The sequence below is a fragment of the Allobranchiibius sp. CTAmp26 genome, assembly GCF_017565405.1.
In the GTDB taxonomy this organism is placed as follows: domain Bacteria; phylum Actinomycetota; class Actinomycetes; order Actinomycetales; family Dermatophilaceae; genus Allobranchiibius.
Genome location: NZ_JAGEKR010000007.1, coordinates 13,088 through 28,868, shown reverse-complemented (window position 1 = coordinate 28,868; position 15,781 = coordinate 13,088). Strand labels below are relative to the sequence as shown.

The following is a 15,781-nucleotide window of genomic DNA, read 5'->3' as shown; positions in this document are numbered from 1 at the left end:
TGTGGCCCTCGGCTCTACCTGTGCCAGCGTCAGGTCAGAGGTTGATCATGTGGCCGGCGAGGCCTTCGACGGCTTCCTTCACGGCCTCACCCAGCGTGGGGTGGGCGAACACGTTGCGGGCGACCTCGTCGGCGGTCAGGTCCCACTTCTGGGCCAACGTCAGCACGGGCAGCAGCTCGGTGACATCCGGGCCGATGAGGTGGGCGCCGATGATCTCGTTGTGCTCGGAGTCGGCGACGACCTTCACGAAGCCGACCGCCTCGCCCAGCCCCTGCGCCTTGCCGTTGGCGGAGTATGGGAACTGCGCGACCTTGACGTCGTACCCCTTGTCCTTCGCCTGTTCCTCGGTGTAGCCGAAGGAGGCGATCTGCGGCTGGCAGAACGTCGCGCGCGGGATCATGTCGTAGTCGATCTCGACCGTCTCGGCGCCGGCGATGGTCTCGGCCGCCACCACGCCCATGGCCTCGGCGGTGTGGGCGAGCATGAGCTTGCCGGTGACGTCGCCGATCGCGTAGACGCCGTCGAGGTTGGTGCGCCCGCGGCCGTCGATCGCGATGGCGCCGCGGTCGGTGAGCTCGACGCCGATCTCCTCCAGGCCGTACCCCTGGGTGCGCGGGGCGAAGCCAATCGCCTGCAGCACCTTGTCGGTCTCGATGACCTGCGAGTCCCCGCCGCCGGCGGGGGAGACGGTGACCTTGACCTTGTCACCCGAGTCGTCGATGGTCTCGACCTTCGTCGACAGCATGACCTTCACGCCCAGCTTCTTGTACTGCTTGAGCAGCTCCTTGGACACCGCGACATCCTCGGTGGGCACCATCCGGTCCAAGAACTCCACGATCGTCACGTCGACGCCGAAATTGGTCATCACGTAAGCGAATTCGACACCGATCGCACCCGACCCCGCAATGACGATCGAACCGGGCAGCTCCGCGTCGAGGATCTGCTCCTCGTACGTCACGACCCGCTCAGACAGCGTCGTGCCCGGCACGAGGCGGGTCGTCGCACCCGTCGCGATGATCAGGTGGTCGCAGGTGACCTCCTGCGTCCCGCCGTCGTTGAGCTCGACCGACAGCGTCCTGCCGTCCTTGAGGGTGCCCCAGCCGTCGATCTCGGTGATCTTGTTCTTCTTCATCAGGAAGTGCACGCCCTTGACGATGCCCTCGGACACCTTGCGGCTGCGGGCGTGCGTGACGTCGTACGCCATGGTCGCGTCGCCGGAGATGCCGAAGACGGCCTTCTCCTTGGTGAGCACGTGGGCGAGTTCGGCGTTGCGCAGCAGCGCCTTGGACGGGATGCACCCGACGTTAAGACAGACACCGCCCCAGTACTTCTTCTCCACCACCGCGGTCTTCAGGCCCAGCTGGCTGGCGCGGATCGCCGCGACATACCCACCGGGACCGGCACCGAGAACAACGACGTCAAAGTGATCAGCCACGACCGGGAACTTTAGTCCCCCCGTAGCAGCGCCTGTGCGAGCGGGACGTCCACCACCAGTGACTTCAGCAGTCCGCCCCGGCACGCCGCCGCGACGGCTCCGGCACGTTCGTCGCCCATGCACACGCCGATCACGTCGGGTATGCCGCGCAGTTGGTCCGCGCTCACCGTGAGCAGCCGGCGCGCGAAGGAACCGGACAGCGGGTATCCGTCGACGTCGATGAACACCCCACTCACCTCCCCGACGGCGCCGGCGGCACGTAGTTCGGCGATCTCGGCGGACGTCGCGGCCGTGTAGAGCGTCGAGAACTCCGGGTCGAACGCGCCGACGCCGACCACGGCGACCGTGATGGCCGGGACCCGCTCCTGCGCCGCGAGGAACGCGGGGTCACGGCGCAGCGATGCCGCCGCGGTGGCGTCGGACGCGACGAACGGTGCGTGGAAACGGTAGGGCCGTCCGCCGCTGAGGGCCGTGGCGTCGCGAACCACGTCCGCCGGTGCCGAGCTGTGGTCCGGTTCCCACCGCGCACCGCTCAGTTGCACCACGTCCACCGGCGGCAGGCTGGAGAGGGCCGCGACGGTGGCCGAGACCGAGCGGGACCAGGGCAGCCCGAGGACGTCGTCGGGGGAGAGCATCGAGTGCAGCTGCTGAGCGGCCAACGCCCCGAGGCTCGCCCGACGTTGTTCGACCGTGTCCACCGGTGCGGCATCCAGGACGGCGGCCATCTGCAGGTTGAACGCTCTGGTCAGGTCGCGGGCGAGGTCGTCACGGGTGGCGTGCACCTCGTCGATGTGAATCCGTACGACACCGGTGGCGCGGGCGGACTGCAGGAGTCGCGCCACCTGGAAGCGCGAGATGCCGAGCTCGCGGCCGATCTCGACCTTGCTCGCATCCTCCAGATAGAAGCGCCGGGCGGCCCGGATCTGCCGGGCCCGCACCGCCGACGGGTTGGCCCGAGCCGTCCCGTGGCCGTCTGCGCCGCTGTCGATCATCGGTCCTCTTTTCTCGTCGTTACCAAAATGCGACCTGTTGTGCTCGCCATGAAAGATGTGATCTGCAACACTACCTGCATATGAGCGGTGGGCGCTCATATGAGCGCTCTGAGGAGAATGAGTTCATATGCGATCCACACAACGAGTCGCCGTCAGCGTCGCAGTCGTCGGGCTGGTCGCGGCCGGACTGTCCTCCTGTTCCGCGAGTAGTGGAGGGTCCAGCGGGGGCAGTAAGACCCTCAACGTCCTGATGGTCAACAACCCCCAGATGGAGGCGCTGAAGCTGGTCGCGCCCGAGTTCACCAAGGCGACCGGCATCAAGGTCAACTTCAAGGACCTGCCGGAGAACGACCTGCGCTCCACCGCGTCCACCGAGTTCGCGCAGCAGGCCAACCAGTACGACCTGGCCACCCTGTCCAACTTCGAGATCCCCATCTACGCCAAGAAGGGGTGGGTCGCCGATCTGACGAAGTACACCAGCGACCCCAAGTCGAGCTGGAACGGCAAGGACTTCGACCAGAGCGACATCCTGAAGCCGATGGCCACGTCGCTGACGGTGAACAACAAGATCTACGGCGAGCCCTTCTACGGCGAGTCCTCCTTCCTGATGTACCGCAAGGACCTCTTCAAGGCCGCAGGGCTCACCATGCCGGCCAATCCCACCTGGCAGCAGGTGGCCGGGTTCGCCGCGAAGTTGAAGAAGGGCAGCACGGCGGGGATCTGCCTGCGCGGCGCGGTCGGCTGGGGTCAGGTGATGGCCCCGCTCACCACGGTGGTCAACACCATGGGCGGCACCTGGTTCGACAACAACTGGAACGCCAAGGTCAACACGGGCGGCTTCGCCAAGGCCACCAACTTCTACGTGGACCTGGTCAAGAAGTACGGCGAGCCGGGAGCGGCGCAGGCTGGGTTCACCGAGTGCGACAACGCGATGATCCAGGGCCAGGCAGCCATGTGGTACGACGCGACCTCGGCCGCCGGCACCCTCGTCAGTTCCAAGTACGGCTCCGAGATCGGTTACGCACCGGCACCCGTGGAGCAGACGAAGAGCTCCGGATGGCTCTACACGTGGGCCTGGGGTGTTGAGTCGGCGTCCAAGAAGAAGGACGCGGCCTGGAAGTTCATCTCGTGGGCGAGCGGCAAGGACTACCTCAACACGGTGGGCGGTCGCACCGGTACCGGGATGGGCTGGGCCAACGTGCCGGCCGGCGCTCGGGCCTCGCTCTACACCAACCCGAACTACCTGAAGGTCGCGAGCTCGTTCGCGCAGCCCACGCTGGCGGCGATCAACTCGGCCGACCCGAACAACACCGGCCGCTCGACCCACCCGCCGGTGCCGGGGATCCAGTTCGTGGACGTGGCCGAGTTCACCGACTTCGGTCAGAAGGTGAGTCAGCAGATCTCCAACGCCATCGCCGGTAGCACGTCGGTCTCCAGCGCGCTCAACGCGAGTCAGTCGATCGCGCAGGACGGCGTGAAGGCGTACAAGAAGTAATGACTACCGCGAGCCTTGACCCGACCGGCGCCGTGGAGGCCTCCACGGCGCCGCCCGGGGCGGATCCCGAGACCAAGCGCCGGGCACGCCGTGAGGGCTGGAAACGTCGACTGCCGTTGATGCCGGCGTTCGTCTTCGTCATCATCATGACGCAGCTGCCGTTCCTCGCGACCATCTTCATCTCGTTCAGCAACTGGACCGCCTTCAGCGGGAACAAGGGGTTCGCGGGACTGGACAACTTCAAGACCGTCTTCCAGGACTCCGACGCGCGGTCGGCCGTGGTGACGACCATCGAGTTGACGTTGCTGGTGGTCCTGATCAGCCTCGTGCTGGGCATCGTGATCGCGTTGCTGCTGGATCGCACGTTCCGCGGCCGCGGGATCGTCCGCACGATGATGATCGCCCCGTTCCTCATCGTCCCCGAGGCTGCGGCGCTGGTGTGGAAGCACGCCCTGTTCAACGTGCAGTCCGGCCTCATCAACGGCTCGATCACCCAGTTCTACAACTGGTTCGGGTTGAAGAACCCGCCGCAGCCGGACTGGATCACCAGCCACCCCCTGGGCACCATCGTTACGGCCCTGGTCTGGCAGTGGACCCCGTTCATGATGCTCATCATGCTGGCCGGGCTGCAGGGCCGACCGATGGACATCATCGAAGCCGCCCAGGTGGACGGTGCGAACACCTGGCAGATCTTCACCAAGATGACGCTGCCGCACATGCGTCGCTACATCGAGCTGGCGGGACTCCTCGGCGCGATCTACATCGTGCAGAACTTCGAGTACGTCTACACGATCACCTCAGGTGGGCAGAACACCGCCAACCTGCCCTACTACATCCAGCAGACGTTCTTCGCCGGGACCGGTGAGTACGGCGTCGCGTCCGCAGCCGGTGTGGTCGTCGTCATCGGCACCATCGTCATCGCGACGTTCGCGCTGCGCACCGTCCTCACGGTGCTGAAGGAGGAGAGCTGATGGCTGGTGCGGTGATCAACCGGGCAGCGGGGCGCAACAAGCGCGCCGGGGGACTTCTGAGCGCGGCCGCGTGGGTGATCGCGGTGCTGTTCATCATCCCGATCCTGTGGATGGTGTTGACCGCCTTCCACAGCGAGAACGACGCGGCCAAGAATCCGCCGTCGTTCTTCGCCCCCCTGTCGATGTCGGGTTTCAGTGACTTCTGGGCGGCCAAGCCGATTCCTCCGTTGCTGAACTCGCTGACGGCGTCGCTGGCGTCGACCTTGTTCGTGCTCCTGCTGGCGCTTCCCGCGGCGTACGCGCTGTCCATCAAGCCGGTGCGGAAATGGACCGACGTGATGTTCTTCTTCCTGTCCACGAAGTTCATGCCGATCGTGGCCGGGTTGTTGCCGCTCTACCTGGTGGCCAAGAACACCGGCCTTCTGGGGAACGTGTGGGCGCTGGTCATCATCTACACCTCGATGAACCTCCCCATCGCCGTGTGGATGCTGCGTTCCTTCCTGGCCGAGATGCCGATCGAGATCCTCGAGGCCTCCCAGGTCGACGGCGCCGGCTTCTTCACCCAGATGTACAAGATCGTGGTGCCGTTGGTGATGCCGGGCCTGGCGTCCGCGGCACTGATCTGCTTCATCTTCAGCTGGAACGAGTTGCTGCTCGCCAACACGCTGGGCGGCAACACCGCTCAGACGGCACCGGTCTTCCTGACCGGGTTCGTCACCAGCCAGGGGCTGTTCCTGGCGAAGGTGTGCGCGGCGTCCGTCGCCATCTCACTGCCGGTCCTCGCGGCCGGCTTCGCGGCTCAGGACAAGCTCGTCCAGGGCTTGTCGCTGGGTGCAGTCAAGTGACAGAGACCGTCACACTGTCCGATGCAACGCTGGGCAGACTCGGCACGGAGGTCGCCAGACCGACGTACGACCGCTCGAAGGTCACCGCAGGCATGGTGCACCTGGGCGTGGGTGGTTTCCACCGCGCGCACCAGGCGATGTACACCGACGCTCTGCTGAACGAGGGCGCCGCCACGGACTTCGGCATCGTGGGGGTGGGCGTGCTGCCGCAGGACGAGCGGATCGTCGAGATCCTCAATCGTCAGGACGGGCTCTACACCCTCGTGCAGAAGCACCCGGACGGAAGCCTGGAACCGCGCGTCATCGGGTCCCTGCTGCGGATGCTGCACGCGCCGAGCGATCCGGACGGCGTGCTGTCGGCGATGACCGACCCCGCCACCCGAATCGTCTCTCTGACGATCACCGAGGGCGGGTACCTGGTGGACCAGGTCACGGGGAAGTTCGAGGCCGATCACCCCTCCATCCAGGGCGACCTGAAGGAGGGCGCCGCTCCGACCACGGCGTTCGGGTTCATCGTGGAGGCGCTGCGCCGCCGCCGCGCGGACGGTACCGCTCCGTTCACCGTGATGTCCTGCGACAACCTGCCGGGCAACGGCGACACCGCGCACCAGTCGATCGGTGCCTTCGCCCGATTGAAGGATCCCGAACTGGCCGACTGGATGGAAGAGCACGTGCCCTTCCCCAACTGCATGGTCGATCGCATCACCCCGGTCACCGCACCGGAGGACATCGCCGCGCTCGAGGACCGCTTCGGGGTGCGCGACGGTTGGCCGGTGGTGTGCGAACCGTTCACCCAGTGGGTGCTGGAGGACCACTTCGCCGACGGCCGGCCCGAGTGGGAGAAGGTCGGCGTCCAGGTCGTGGACGACGTCGTGCCCTACGAGCTGATGAAGCTGAGACTGCTCAACGCCAGTCACCAGGCCCTGTGCTACCTGGGCTACCTGTCCGGGTACCGCTACGCACACGAGGTCGCGTCCGACCCGCTCTTCGCCGAGTTCCTGCTCGGGTACATGGAGTTCGAAGGATCGCCGACGTTGCCCGAGGTGCCCGGAGTGGATCTGGCGGCCTACCGCGAGGAGCTGGTGTCCCGCTTCGCCAACCCCGAGGTGCGCGACACGCTGGCCCGACTGTGTGCGGAGAGTTCGGACCGGATCCCGAAGTGGCTCGTCCCGGTGATCAAGGCGGACCTGGCGGCGGGTCGTGCGGTGGATCGTTCGGCGCTCGTGGTCGCGGCGTGGGCGCGCTACGCCGAGGGCACCGACGAGGACGGCGAGCCCATCGACATCGTCGACCACCGCAAGGAGGCCGTGATGCGTGCTGCCGCCGACACCTCCGATCCACTGGCATTCGTGCGGGACAAGACGCTCTTCGGCGATCTGGCCGGCCAGGAGGGCTTCACGAAGCCGTATCTTGCCTCGCTGAAGTCGTTGCACGACAACGGCGCCCGTCAGACACTGCAGGAACTTGTGGACCGGGTCCGGGAGGCGTAGACAGGTGAGCCGTGCCGCCCGCACCGAGGCGGCACCGCCCTGACGTCCGCCGTCTTCCGAGCCCACCCAAGGACACCGATGCCCCGCACCCTCGTCGCCGGAGTCGACTCCTCGACCCAGGCCTGCAAGATCGTCGTCTGCGACGCGGACACCGGCGAGGTGGTCCGTGAGTCGCGCGCTGCCCACCCGGACGGCACCGAAGTGTCCGCCGAGCACTGGTGGACGGCGTACGAGGAGGCCAGCTCCGACGGCATACTCGACGGCGTCTCGGCGCTGGCCGTCGGCGGTCAGCAGCACGGCATGGTCACCCTCGACGGCGACGATCGGCTGGTCCGCGACGCGTTGCTGTGGAACGACGTGCGCTCCGCCCAGGCAGCCGCCGACCTCGTCCAGGAGTTGGGCGGGCCGCAGGAGTGGGTCGACCGGGTGGACGTCGTGCCGCTCGCCGCGTTCACCGTGGCCAAGGTGCGCTGGCTGGCCGAGCACGAACCCGACAACGCCGCGCGCACCGAGCGGGTCGTCCTGCCGCACGACTGGCTCACCGGCCGCATCCTGCAGTCCGGCAACGGATTCCACCGGTGGACTACGGACCGGGGCGACGCGTCAGGCACCGGCTACTGGTCGCCGGTGACCGGCAAGTACCAGGATGAGCTGGTGCGACTCGCTGCCGGGAAGGACCTGGAGCTGCCCGACGTGCTGGCACCCGACGAGATCGCGGGTCGCACGGACACCGGGATCCTCGTCGCACCGGGGACCGGCGACAACATGGCCGCCGCACTGTCCCTCGGACTCGGGACGGGCGACGCCGTGGTGTCGCTCGGGACCAGCGGGACGGTCTACGCCGCCCATGAGCGGCCGTCCGGCGATCCCACCGGCGCGGTCGCCGGATTCGCCGACGCGACCGGTGGGCACCTGCCGCTCATGTGCACACTCAACGCCGCACGGGTGCTCAGCGCCGCGGCGTCGATGCTCGGGACCGACCTGGCCGGTCTCGACCGGCTGGCGCGTGCGGCGTCGCCCGGCGCGCAGGGGCTGGTGCTGCTGCCCTACCTTGACGGCGAGCGCACGCCCAACCTCCCTGAGGCCACCGGCACCCTGGGCGGCCTCACCCGCTCCAACGCGACGCCGGAGAATCTGGCGCGTGCCTGCGTGGAGGGGATGCTCGCCAACCTGGCGGCAGGGATCACCGACCTGCGCTCGGTCGGCGTACCCGTCGAACGTGCCCTCCTGATCGGCGGTGCAGCGGCGTCGGCTGCCGTCCGGGAGATCGCACCCATGGTCCTGGGCGTGCCGGTGAGTGTGCCCGACAGCGCGGAGTACGTCGCGCTCGGTGCCGCCCGCCAGGCAGCCTGGGTGCTGTCCGGAGGCGGCGACCTCCCGCCGTGGTCGGTCGATGCGCACACGACGATCGACCTGCCGAGCGGTGACGACGGTGCACGGATCCGGGAGCGGTACGACGCGTTCCGGCACACCGTGCACGGCTGAGCCTCAGTCGAGGCAGAACTCGTTGCCCTCCGGGTCGGCCATCGTGATGAAACCGGATTCCATGACGGTAGGGTCCGGTTCGACGCGGTAGAGGCGGGTGGCGCCGAGAGCCCGCGCGCGCTCGGCCCCCGCCTCCAGCGCGATCATCCGTGCCTCGCCCTGCACGCCCGGCGCGGCGCGCACGTCCAGATGGATCCGGTTCTTCACCGTCTTGGTCTCCGGCACGCGCTGGAAGAACAGCCGCGGGCCGGCTCCGTCCAGCGGCAGGATGGCCGAGCGGTCGTTGCGCTCCTGCGGCGGCACCCCGAAGGATGCGAGGGCTTCATCCCAGGACTCGAAGCCCTTCGGCGGCGGCTGCAGCTGGTAGCCGAGCATCGCCGCCCAGAACCGGGCGAGGCGGTCAGGATCGGCGCAGTCGTAGGTGATCTGTATCTCTGCCGTCATCTCGCCACGATGACACCACCCACCGACAGCGACGTGCCGTTCACGAGAGTCCGGTAACGCCGGAGGGCGTACGCCGACCAGTGCGGTCGACGTACGCCCTCTGCAGGACACGCGGTCAGGTCACCGCGTCAGTGCTTCAACGGGTCAGTGGGTCGCCTGGGTGCGCTTCTCCACGATCAGGTCGACGTTCGCCTTAGCGTCGTCGTCCTCGCCGCCGGGGTTCTCCCCGCCGACCTCGGCGCGGACCTGCTCCTCGATCTTCGCGCCCGTGGTGGGGTCGACGTTCTTCCAGTACTGGAAGGCGCGCTCGAGCACGTCACCCTTGACGCCGCCGAGCAGGTGACCCGCGACGGTGTCGACGAACCGGTCACGCTGGTCCTGCGTCCACACGTTGCGGACCAGGTCACCCGCCTGGCTGAAGTCGTCGTCGTCCGCGCGCAGGGTGTAGGCCTGGCGCACCATCTCGCCATCGGACTCCCAGCTGTCCTCGACCTCGCCGACGTTGTCGGCGTAGCCGCGACCGAAGCTGTTCGGTGCGTAGACAGGGTCGTCACCGGTGTGCTCGAAGGCCATCGGACCGTCGAACGCGTAGGTGTTGTGGTCCTGCACCCGCGGCCGGTTGACCGGCAGCTGCAGGTAGTTCGCACCGATCCGGTAGCGGTGGGTGTCGCTGTAGGCGAACGTGCGGCCCAGCAGCATCTTGTCGGGGGAGAAGCCGATACCCGGCACCGTCGCCGACGGCTCGAACGCCGCCTGCTCGATCTGGGCGAAGAAATTCTCCGGGTTGCGGTTCAAGGTCATCTTGCCGACCTTGACCAGCGGGTAGTCGCTGTGCGGCCACACCTTCGTGAGGTCGAACGGGTTGAGGTGGTAGGTCTTCGCGTCCTCGTACGGCATGAGCTGTACCGACAGGTCCCAGCTGGGGAAGTCGCCGCCCTCGATGGCCTCGTGCAGGTCGCGACGGTGGAAGTCGGCGTCCTCGCCGGCGATCCGGGTGGCCGCCTCGCCGGTCAGGCCCTCGACGCCCTGGTTGCTGTGGAAGTGGTACTTCACCCAGTGCTTCTCGCCGGCCTCGTTGATCCACAGGAAGGTGTGGCTGCCGTAGCCGTTCATGTGCCGCCAGGTGTGCGGGATCCCGCGGTCGCCCATCAGGTACGTGACCTGGTGCGCGGACTCGGGGTTGAGGCTCCAGAAGTCCCACTGCATGTTGTTGTCGCGCAGGCCGGTGCCGCCACGACGCTTCTGGCTGCGGATGAAGTGCGGGAACTTCATCGTGTCGCGGATGAAGAACACCGGGGTGTTGTTGCCGACCAGGTCGTAGTTGCCCTCGGTCGTGTAGAACTTCAGCGAGAAACCGCGCGGGTCGCGCCAGGTGTCGGGCGATCCCTGCTCGCCGGCGACGGTCGAGAAGCGCGCGAGCATGTCGGTCGTCGTGCCCTTCTGGAACAGGGCGGCCTTGGTGTACGCCGACACGTCCTCGGTCGCTTCGAAGACGCCGAACGCGCCGGACCCCTTGGCGTGCACGTTGCGCTCGGGCACCCGCTCGCGGTTGAAGTGCGCCATCTGCTCGATGAAGTGGGTGTCGTGCAGGAAGATCGGACCGTCCGGCCCGTTGGTGAGGGAGTTGCGGTCACTCGGCGCCGGGGCGCCGGTCGAGGTGCGTGAACCGAGGTGCGCCTCTTTCGAGGGAGCGGTCTGGATGGATTCGTTGCCGGTCATCTGGCTCTCACTTTCCTTCTTCGGTGGTCGGTCTTCGATGGGGGTCTGGGGGATCAGGGGGCCGGTTCGCTGAGGGAACCGGGCTGCGGGGCCGTCGACCGGTCAATACCCGGAACGTCGTCCCGGCACTCGGTGCAATAGCCCCAGTAGATGACCTCGGCCTCGTCGATCGTGAAGCCGTCCGGGTCGTCCGCCTGCAGGCAGGGCGCGGCACCGACGGCGCAGTCGACGTCGCCGACGGCCCCGCACGAGCGGCATACGACGTGGTGGTGGTTGTCGCCGGTCCGCGTCTCGTAGCGCGCCGGGTGGCCCGCGGGCTCGATCCGACGGACGAGGCCGGCGGCGGTCAGTGCACGCAGTACGTCGTAGACCGCCTGCACCGAGACCGACCCGAGGCGCTCGCGGACCGCGACGACGAGGTCGTCGGCGTCGGCGTGCGGTCGGCTGGTGAGTTCCTCCAGCACCGCGACGCGGGGCGCGGTGACCCGCAGCTGCGCCGCGCGCAGCTTCATCGGAGTCTCGGAGAGATGCATCGTGACCTACACCACCACACCAGACTGGAATGGTTCAAGACAGGGTCGGCTAACTCCCCATGTCGAGTGCTCAGCTGGTGGGTTGTCGGCGGTGCGGTCACTTTCCGACGCGCAGGGCGGATGGCGATCGAGATCACACGAAAATGACTGGCGTCAAGAATTTCGATATGGAACTATTGAGCCATGTCCCTCACGCCGTACCGACGCGTGCTCGCCGTCCGCGACGCACGTCGCGTGCTGCTGCTCGGATTCCTGCTCCGCCTACCGATCTTCTCGGCCGGGGTGATCCTCACGCTGCACGTGGTCACCCATCTGCACCGCACCTACACCGAAGCCGGTCTGGTGGCCGCCGCCGGCACCATCGCCATCGCGGTCTCAGGCCCGTGGCGTGGCCGGCTGCTCGACCGTCTCGGCCTGCGTCGGGTGGTCGCCCCGTCCATCGCGGTGAACGCCGTGTGCTGGTCGATCGCGCCGTTCGTCGGCTACTGGGCGCTCCTGGTCCTCTCTGTAGTGGCGGGTCTCTTCGTGGTACCGACGTTCTCCGTGATCCGGCAGGGCGTCATCGCGGCCGTCACCGAGGTCGACCGCCGCACCGCCCTCTCGCTGGACGGGATCGTCGTCGAGCTCGCGTTCATGGCCGGCCCGCTGCTGGTGGTCTGGCTCGCGACGGTCGTCTCGACGACCTGGGTGCTCTTCGGCATCGAGATGGTCGGAGTCGTGGTGGGCGTGCTGCTGTGGTGGGCGAACCCGCCGTTGCGCGACGCCGCGGCGGACGGCGCGTCGGCGGCGCCGGTGCAACGCGCCGACTGGTTCCGGCTGAAGTTCGTGCTGTTGTGTGCTGCAGCCGCCGCCTCGACCATCGTGCTGACCGGCAGCGACGTCGCCTTCGTCGCAGCTATGCAGCGATGGTCGGCCACCGCATCCCTCGGGCTGGTCCTGGTGGTGTGGAGCGTCGGCTCGATCCTCGGCGGACTCGTGTACGGCGCGATCTCCCGGCCGCTGCCGCCGGCGTTGCTGTTGCTCGGGCTCGCGGTGACGACAGCGCCGATGGCGCTCGCGACCTCCCCGTGGATGCTGGCCGCGTTGTCGCTGCTCGCGGGGATCTTCTGCGCACCGACGATCACCGCGACGGTGGACGCGATCTCCCGGGTGGTGCCGCCGTCGGCGCGAGGTGAGGCGATGGGCTGGCACGGTTCGTCGATGACCACAGGGTCTGCTCTCGGTGCACCCATCGGTGGCGTCGCGATCGACCACTTCGGCTTCGGCGGCGGATTCGTGTCCGTCTCGATCCTCGGGGCGGTGATCGCCCTGCTGGCCGCCGCCGGTGCGCGACCGCGCGCCGGCCGTGCGGTCGAGGTCGAGCACCGGCTCGCTGCCTGACCCGGCCCCGGTCTCAGTCGCTCGGCTCGGTGTCATCGCGCGGCGGCAGGCCGGCGGCGTACGTCACGCCCAGGTCGACCCACCCGCGCAGCGCCTCGTCGTCGCCGACCGCCTCCGCCGATACGTCGAGCCAGCCGTCCAGCGATCGCCCGCGCATGACGAAGTGGTTCACCCGCGGTGGATCGAGCAGCTCTGCCGTTCGATCGGGCGCCACACGGACCATGAGGGCGCCGTGGCTGTTCGCCGCGACGGCGAGGTGGCCGCCGATGAGGAAGGCGAGCCCACCGAACATCGCCTTCTCCGACAGCCCGTAGCTGCCCTCGACCAGGTGCCGAATGCGCTCAGCGAGGTCCGTGTCGTACGGCATGGGGTGATTATCGTGCCGGGTGCCGCTCGCTGCACGGTGTCGGGGCACCGGAGAGCGCGGATCGGCGCGGAATTGGTGGGAATGGCAGGGCGGCTGTTACCGTTGTGTCTACCGATCGGCGTTGTCGTCCGGGCCTCAGTTCGGGCCGTCACCGCCGGTGTGCAAGAGAAGCAACCGCTTCCACCCTGTGCGGCAGGCATGCCGCGGGGTTCCGGTCCAGGTACGACGCTCCTCGTGGTCGACCGCTGGTATGGCAATTCCAGCGATGACCCGACGGTTGTGTCGTCGTCGGTCGTCGACCGACACGCCTGAACTGCAGCGTGGGCTCCTCGTGCACCGTGGGTGACGAGGAGCCTTTCTTTGTCTCCACGCAGCTTCGAAGGAGCAGCGGAAGAAGGAGCAGACATCAGCGCTGAACCACGTATCAACGACCGGATCCGGGTACCCGAGGTGCGACTGGTCGGACCCAACGGCGAACAGGTCGGCATCGTGCGCGTCGAGGACGCGCTGCGACTGGCCGGCGAAGCAGACCTCGACCTCGTCGAGGTCGCGCCGATGGCCAAACCGCCGGTCGCCAAGCTCATGGACTACGGCAAGTTCAAGTACGAGGCTGCCGTCAAGGCCCGTGAGGCCCGCAAGAACCAGGTCAACACGGTCATCAAGGAGATCAAACTCCGCCTGAAGATCGACCCGCACGACTACGGCACCAAGAAGGGCCACGTCGAGCGATTCCTGAACGCCGGCGACAAGGTCAAGGTCACGATCATGTTCCGCGGTCGCGAGCAGTCCCGTCCGGAGATGGGTTTCAAGCTGCTGCAGCGTCTCGCCGAGGACGTGGCCGAGATCGGCTTCGTCGAGAGTTCGCCGAAGCAGGACGGTCGCAACATGGTCATGGTCATCGGGCCGGTCAAGAAGAAGGCCGAGGCCCGCGCCGAGGGACGTCGTAAGCGGGAGGCCGAAGCGGCCGACCAGGACCAGCCCGACACGGAGCTCGCGACCACCGAGTGACCGGCTCGCGTCGTAGCGAGCCCAGAGATTTGCACGCCACACCGGAACACCCGCGCCCGAGCGCGGCCGGCGACACGAAGGAGACCGGCAGATGCCGAAGATGAAGACCCACAGCGGGGCCAAGAAGCGCTTCCGCACCACCGCGACCGGCAAGGTGATGCGTCAGCGCGCGCGTCACGTGCACAAGTTCCAGGAGCGCAGCTCCAGCAACGCCCGCCGGCTGGTGAACGACGTCGTCGTCGCGCCCGCCGACACCCGCAGGATCAAGCGCCTGCTCGGTAAGTAAGTACTGCCCATCTCGCATCACCGGTGAGTCCACCGGTAGCACTACACGAAGGAGATTCACGTGGCACGCGTGAAGCGGGCAGTCAACGCCCACAAGAAGCGTCGCGTCGTCCTGGAACAGGCGAGCGGCTACCGCGGTCAGCGCTCGCGCCTGTACCGGAAGGCCAAGGAGCAGGTAACCCACAGCATGGGTTACTCCTACCGGGACCGCCGGGCCCGCAAGGGTGACTTCCGTCGCCTGTGGATCCAGCGCATCAACGCCGGCGCCCGCGCCAACGGGATGACCTACAACCGGTTCATCCAGGGCCTGAAGGCCGCCGAGATCGAGGTCGACCGTCGCATGCTGGCAGAGCTGGCCGTCAACGACGCCCCCGCATTCGCCGCGCTGGTCGAGATCGCCAAGGCCAACGTGCCGGCGACCGACGAGAAGGCAGACGCGACCAGCGCCGCCTGATCGACATCACCATCCTCGAACGCCGGCCGAGCCTGCCGTGCTGACCAACCCCCGCGCGACGCGGGTGAAGGCGGTACGGACGCTCGGCCGGCGTTCGGCGCGTGAGCGGGCCCACCGTTTCGTTGCGGACGGCCCGCAGGCCGTGCGCGAGCTGCTGAGGTTCGCATCGGCCACCGCGGTCGAGGTCTACGTCGACGTGGACTGCGTCCCACGCCACGCGGATCTGCTCGCACTGGCGCGCGCCGCCGACGTACCCGTGCACGACTGCAGCGCCCAGGTGCTGGCCGAACTCACCGACACTCAGCACCCGCAAGGGATCCTGGCGGTCTGCCGGCGGGTCGACGTCCCCCTCGACGACGCGCTGGACGCGGTCGTCGAGCCCACCGCGGGCTTCGTGGTCGTGCTCGCGCAGGTGCGCGACCCGGGGAACGCCGGCACGGTGCTGCGTGGCGCGGACGCCGCGGGCGCCCGCGCGGTGATCGTCACCGACTCCAGCGTCGACGTCTACAACCCCAAGGTGGTGCGCTCCACCGCGGGGTCCCTCTGGCACCTGCCCGTCGTCGTCGGCGCGCCCCTTGAGTCGGTCATCGAAGGCTGCCGTCGGCGTGGCATCGCAGTGCTCGCGGCAGACGGGGCCGGGGAGGTGCTGCTGCCCGAGGCCGAGCTGCACGGACCGCACGCCTGGGTGATGGGCAACGAGGCGTGGGGACTGCCGCACGAGGTACGCGATCGATGCGACGCGGTCGTCCGGGTGCCGATCCACGGTCACGCCGAATCCCTCAATCTGGCGATGGCAGCGACCCTCTGCCTCTACGCCAGCGCCGCGGCGCAAACACCCGTGAAGAGCACCACCCTCCGTCGATAGACTCCGCCCGTCC

General features: G+C 68.0%; 16 protein-coding genes. 10 read left to right on the top strand and 6 right to left on the bottom strand.

Features of this window, described 5'->3' with window-relative positions:
* Window positions 1-34: 34 nt before the first annotated feature.
* Together lpdA and J4030_RS05035 are read right to left on the bottom strand one after the other, a co-directional pair.
* Entirely contained in the window at window positions 35-1,435 is a 1,401-nt protein-coding gene (lpdA, locus tag J4030_RS05040) for a dihydrolipoyl dehydrogenase (protein WP_208048129.1), read from the bottom strand.
* An 11-nt stretch (window positions 1,436-1,446) separates the two neighbouring features.
* On the bottom strand, window positions 1,447-2,427 hold the full coding sequence (locus tag J4030_RS05035; protein ID WP_208048128.1) for a sugar-binding transcriptional regulator: 981 nt from the start codon (window positions 2,425-2,427) through the stop codon (window positions 1,447-1,449).
* Window positions 2,428-2,554: 127 nt separating this feature from the next.
* On the opposite strand from J4030_RS05035, the gene J4030_RS05030 reads away from it, so the two are divergent.
* From J4030_RS05030 to J4030_RS05010, 5 genes are all read left to right on the top strand, one after another.
* A complete protein-coding gene (locus J4030_RS05030; protein ID WP_208048127.1) occupies window positions 2,555-3,922 on the top strand; it encodes a sugar ABC transporter substrate-binding protein in 1,368 nt (455 codons plus the stop codon).
* Window positions 3,922-4,893 carry a carbohydrate ABC transporter permease gene (locus J4030_RS05025; protein WP_208048126.1) on the top strand — a complete coding sequence of 324 codons (972 nt, stop codon included), beginning with the start codon at window positions 3,922-3,924 and terminating at the stop codon, window positions 4,891-4,893. Before J4030_RS05030 ends, J4030_RS05025 begins: the two co-directional genes overlap by 1 nt.
* Window positions 4,893-5,738 (top strand): carbohydrate ABC transporter permease, encoded by an 846-nt coding sequence (locus J4030_RS05020; protein ID WP_208048125.1) that lies wholly within the window; start codon window positions 4,893-4,895, stop codon window positions 5,736-5,738. The genes J4030_RS05025 and J4030_RS05020 overlap by 1 nt, the downstream gene beginning before the upstream one ends.
* Window positions 5,735-7,228 (top strand): mannitol dehydrogenase family protein, encoded by a 1,494-nt coding sequence (locus J4030_RS05015; RefSeq protein WP_307864564.1) that lies wholly within the window; start codon window positions 5,735-5,737, stop codon window positions 7,226-7,228. The genes J4030_RS05020 and J4030_RS05015 overlap by 4 nt, the downstream gene beginning before the upstream one ends.
* A gap of 78 nt (window positions 7,229-7,306) precedes the next feature.
* Window positions 7,307-8,713, top strand: a complete 1,407-nt coding sequence (locus tag J4030_RS05010; protein WP_208048124.1) for a xylulokinase — start codon at window positions 7,307-7,309, stop codon at window positions 8,711-8,713.
* A 3-nt stretch (window positions 8,714-8,716) separates the two neighbouring features.
* Here the strand turns inward: J4030_RS05010 and J4030_RS05005 are convergent, their stop codons facing one another.
* From J4030_RS05005 to J4030_RS04995, 3 genes are all read right to left on the bottom strand, one after another.
* Entirely contained in the window at window positions 8,717-9,157 is a 441-nt protein-coding gene (locus J4030_RS05005; RefSeq protein WP_208048123.1) for a VOC family protein, read from the bottom strand.
* A 144-nt stretch (window positions 9,158-9,301) separates the two neighbouring features.
* The gene (locus J4030_RS05000; protein ID WP_208048122.1) at window positions 9,302-10,876 is read right to left on the bottom strand and encodes a catalase; all 1,575 of its coding nucleotides are present in this window, start codon (window positions 10,874-10,876) and stop codon (window positions 9,302-9,304) included.
* A gap of 53 nt (window positions 10,877-10,929) precedes the next feature.
* Entirely contained in the window at window positions 10,930-11,409 is a 480-nt protein-coding gene (locus J4030_RS04995) for a Fur family transcriptional regulator (RefSeq protein WP_208048121.1), read from the bottom strand.
* A gap of 183 nt (window positions 11,410-11,592) precedes the next feature.
* Here J4030_RS04995 and J4030_RS04990 point away from each other — a divergent pair, with 183 nt between their 5' ends.
* Window positions 11,593-12,789, top strand: coding sequence for an MFS transporter (locus J4030_RS04990; protein WP_208048120.1), 1,197 nt, complete (start codon window positions 11,593-11,595; stop codon window positions 12,787-12,789).
* A 13-nt stretch (window positions 12,790-12,802) separates the two neighbouring features.
* Here J4030_RS04990 and J4030_RS04985 read toward each other — a convergent pair whose 3' ends face one another.
* Window positions 12,803-13,156 (bottom strand): TfoX/Sxy family protein, encoded by a 354-nt coding sequence (locus J4030_RS04985; RefSeq protein WP_208048119.1) that lies wholly within the window; start codon window positions 13,154-13,156, stop codon window positions 12,803-12,805.
* A gap of 450 nt (window positions 13,157-13,606) precedes the next feature.
* On the opposite strand from J4030_RS04985, the gene infC reads away from it, so the two are divergent.
* The 4 genes from infC to J4030_RS04965 all read left to right on the top strand — a co-directional run bounded on the left by infC (window position 13,607) and on the right by J4030_RS04965 (window position 15,768).
* Window positions 13,607-14,164 (top strand): translation initiation factor IF-3, encoded by a 558-nt coding sequence (gene infC / locus J4030_RS04980; protein WP_307864563.1) that lies wholly within the window; start codon window positions 13,607-13,609, stop codon window positions 14,162-14,164.
* Between the two features lie 91 nt (window positions 14,165-14,255).
* Window positions 14,256-14,450: a 50S ribosomal protein L35 gene (gene rpmI, locus J4030_RS04975; protein WP_208048117.1), complete on the top strand. Its 195-nt coding sequence runs from the start codon at window positions 14,256-14,258 to the stop codon at window positions 14,448-14,450.
* A 60-nt stretch (window positions 14,451-14,510) separates the two neighbouring features.
* Complete coding sequence (rplT, locus tag J4030_RS04970) at window positions 14,511-14,903, top strand: 50S ribosomal protein L20 (protein ID WP_208048116.1); 393 nt, start codon at window positions 14,511-14,513, stop codon at window positions 14,901-14,903.
* A 37-nt stretch (window positions 14,904-14,940) separates the two neighbouring features.
* Window positions 14,941-15,768 carry an RNA methyltransferase gene (locus J4030_RS04965; protein ID WP_208048115.1) on the top strand — a complete coding sequence of 276 codons (828 nt, stop codon included), beginning with the start codon at window positions 14,941-14,943 and terminating at the stop codon, window positions 15,766-15,768.
* Window positions 15,769-15,781 lie beyond the last annotated feature (13 nt).

Excerpts from the sequence above, each read along its gene's own strand:
- J4030_RS05035 (WP_208048128.1), bottom strand. The coding sequence starts at position 2,427 with ATGATCGACAGCGGCGCAGACGGCCACGGGACGGCTCGGGCCAACCCG.
- J4030_RS05030 (WP_208048127.1), top strand. The coding sequence starts at position 2,555 with ATGCGATCCACACAACGAGTCGCCGTCAGCGTCGCAGTCGTCGGGCTG.
- J4030_RS05025 (WP_208048126.1), top strand. The coding sequence starts at position 3,922 with ATGACTACCGCGAGCCTTGACCCGACCGGCGCCGTGGAGGCCTCCACG.
- J4030_RS05020 (WP_208048125.1), top strand. The coding sequence starts at position 4,893 with ATGGCTGGTGCGGTGATCAACCGGGCAGCGGGGCGCAACAAGCGCGCC.
- J4030_RS05010 (WP_208048124.1), top strand. The coding sequence starts at position 7,307 with ATGCCCCGCACCCTCGTCGCCGGAGTCGACTCCTCGACCCAGGCCTGC.
- J4030_RS05005 (WP_208048123.1), bottom strand. The coding sequence starts at position 9,157 with ATGACGGCAGAGATACAGATCACCTACGACTGCGCCGATCCTGACCGC.
- J4030_RS05000 (WP_208048122.1), bottom strand. The coding sequence starts at position 10,876 with ATGACCGGCAACGAATCCATCCAGACCGCTCCCTCGAAAGAGGCGCAC.
- J4030_RS04995 (WP_208048121.1), bottom strand. The coding sequence starts at position 11,409 with ATGCATCTCTCCGAGACTCCGATGAAGCTGCGCGCGGCGCAGCTGCGG.
- J4030_RS04990 (WP_208048120.1), top strand. The coding sequence starts at position 11,593 with ATGTCCCTCACGCCGTACCGACGCGTGCTCGCCGTCCGCGACGCACGT.
- J4030_RS04985 (WP_208048119.1), bottom strand. The coding sequence starts at position 13,156 with ATGCCGTACGACACGGACCTCGCTGAGCGCATTCGGCACCTGGTCGAG.
- rpmI (WP_208048117.1), top strand. The coding sequence starts at position 14,256 with ATGCCGAAGATGAAGACCCACAGCGGGGCCAAGAAGCGCTTCCGCACC.